This window comes from Modestobacter sp. KNN46-3, assembly GCF_011039295.1.
In genome coordinates this window covers 1-2,245 of the sequence record NZ_JAAKGN010000282.1, presented here as the reverse complement: position 1 = coordinate 2,245, position 2,245 = coordinate 1, and the positions used below count along the sequence as shown (strand labels likewise).

Here is a 2,245-nt window from a genome sequence, read left to right as displayed (position 1 = left end):
GCACGGGTCTCCTCAGGGCACACCTCCGGCGCCGGGAGTGCATCCACTCTCGGCGCCGGAGGGGACGGCGGTGGGTGAGCGCAGGTCAGGCGGTGGGCTCAGGCCACTCGAAGTCCGGCTTGAACTGCATGTTGTGCTGCTGCGCGGCTGCCTGCATGCGCGGGAAGTCCGGGATGAACGGCGGCTGGTCGGGGCTGGTGGAGTCGGTCGGGGTGCCCATGTGCTGGAAGAACCGCTCGAAGCCGCCGGAGAGCGTGCCCATCATCCGGGCGTGCTCGACGACCTGGTACGCGTGTGAGAACCCGGCCGGCACGTAGCCGAAGTCGCCCGGGGTGAGCAGCTGTGACTGCTTGCCGCCCTCGGCGTCCTCGAAGAACAGCCGCACCTTGCCCTCGAGCACGTAGAACGTCTCGTGGGTCTCGTTGTGCGAGTGGGTCGGGATGACGTCGCCGGCCGGGGAGTCGGCGGTGACGATGCCGAACTGACCCTGCGTCTCGTCCCCGGAGAGCAGCACGGTGAACACGTCGCCGAAGAGCTTGGCGTGCTCGCCCTCGCCCTTGCGGAGCACGTAAGGCTGCGGCTCGCCGGGCAGCAGGCCCTGCCACTGCGGGCCCTTGGCGGGGTCGATCAGGTACTCGAAGCTCATGGGTGCTCCCGGTTCAGGTCGGCGTTGACTGGTCGAGCATCGGTGACCGTCGTCACCACGTCCCCGGCCGTGCCATTGGCCGGCAGGGAGATCGGGGGTCAGGCCAGGCCGTTGCGCTTCGCGACCTCGCCCAGCCAGGCCAGGCTGGGCTTCGGCGTGCGCGCGAAGGTCTGCCGGTCGACGGCGACCAGGCCGAAGGTGGGGGCGAAGCCGAGCATCCACTCGAAGTTGTCCAGCAGGCTCCAGTGCACGTAGCCCCGGACGTCGGCACCGTCCGCGATCGCCTCGGCCAGGCCCTGCAGGGCGTCGGTGGTGAAGGCGATCCGGTCGGAGTCGTCGGCGGTGGCGATGCCGTTCTCGGTGACCAACAGCGGGGTCTCCGGCAGCACCGAGGAGGCGTACCGGATCGCGGCGCCGAGGGCCTCCGGGCGGCGCTCCATGCCGTGGGCCAGCGTCTGCCGGTCGGCCGGCGGGGCGATCAGGCCGTCGGGGCCGAACCGCTGAGCGGTGTAGATCTGCAGCCCCACGACGTCGTCGCCGGCCGCGGCCCGGAGGAACTGGTTCATCATCGCCGCGCGCGCGGCCTGCAGGTGCTCCTGGCCACCGCCCTCGTCGACGTACTCCAGGCCGACCAGCGACATGCCGGACGGCGGGGCACCGGCACCCCGCAGTACCTCCGCGCTGCGGCCGTGCAGCCCGATCAGCGCCTCGGCGACACCCTGGTCGGGTGCCGGCAGACCGTGGATCGGCTCGCCCCGCCGGGCCATCGCACCGATCACCGGCTGGACCGCCATCAGGTTCGGCTCGTTGAGCGTGAGCACGTACTCGGCGTGCTCGACCACAGGCAGGGCCAGCTCGGTGAACCGGGCGACCCTGTCACCGGCCTTCGGCCCGGTCCAGCCGCCGTCGTGCATCATCCAGCGCGGCATCGTGAAGTGGACCAGCGTGACGATCGGGGTCAGCCCGCGGTCACGGCAACCGTCCACGATGCGCCGGTAGTGGTCCAGGGCCGAGCGGGAGAGCTCGCCCTCGGCCGGTTCGATCCGGCTCCACTCCAGGCTGAACCGGTAGGTGTCCAGCCCGGCCCCGGCCACCAGGTCGAGGTCGGCCTCCCACCGGTTCCAGGAGTCGCACGCGTCGCCGCTGGACTCGGCGAACGGGGAGTGCGGGGCGTGCTCCATCTCCCAGTGGTCGTTGTTGACGTTGCCGCCCTCGACCTGGTGCGCGGCGGTGGCGGTGCCCCACAGGAAGCCGTCCGGGAACTGGGTCATGCGGTGGGCCTCCAGCGGTGTCGGGAGGCCGTGCCACACGGGCAGGCGCGGCGCTCCTCGTTGATCGACGTCCCGCGAGCATGCGTGACGCCGCTCACCGTGCTCAGCACCGCTGCCGGCCAATGGCAGACGAGTTGGATCAGGGTGTCCCGGGTGCCCGCCAGGGGCCGAGGCCGCGGGAGATGCCCCGCGCCGCCGTGCGCACGGCTGGGCCGAGCAGTCGTGGTTCGGCGTTCTCCGCGGGCACCAGCACCGACAGCGCGGCGACCACGGTGCCCTGCGCGTCGTGCACCGGTGCGGCCACCGACACGATCGGCCCGGGAGCGCC

At 72.0% G+C, this 2,245-nt stretch carries 3 protein-coding genes; all 3 read right to left on the bottom strand.

Annotated features, from left to right (window positions below; genetic code table 11):
- Window positions 1-85: 85 nt before the first annotated feature.
- A complete protein-coding gene (locus G5C62_RS26505) occupies window positions 86-646 on the bottom strand; it encodes a quercetin 2,3-dioxygenase (RefSeq protein ID WP_164703343.1) in 561 nt (186 codons plus the stop codon).
- A 98-nt stretch (window positions 647-744) separates the two neighbouring features.
- Entirely contained in the window at window positions 745-1,917 is a 1,173-nt protein-coding gene (locus tag G5C62_RS26500) for a glycoside hydrolase family 1 protein (protein ID WP_164703342.1), read from the bottom strand.
- Window positions 1,918-2,056: 139 nt separating this feature from the next.
- A partial coding sequence (locus tag G5C62_RS26495) for an IclR family transcriptional regulator C-terminal domain-containing protein (protein ID WP_241176158.1) occupies window positions 2,057-2,245 on the bottom strand: 189 nt, incomplete at its 5' end.

Excerpts from the sequence above, each read along its gene's own strand:
- G5C62_RS26500 (WP_164703342.1), bottom strand. The coding sequence starts at position 1,917 with ATGACCCAGTTCCCGGACGGCTTCCTGTGGGGCACCGCCACCGCCGCG.
- G5C62_RS26505 (WP_164703343.1), bottom strand. The coding sequence starts at position 646 with ATGAGCTTCGAGTACCTGATCGACCCCGCCAAGGGCCCGCAGTGGCAG.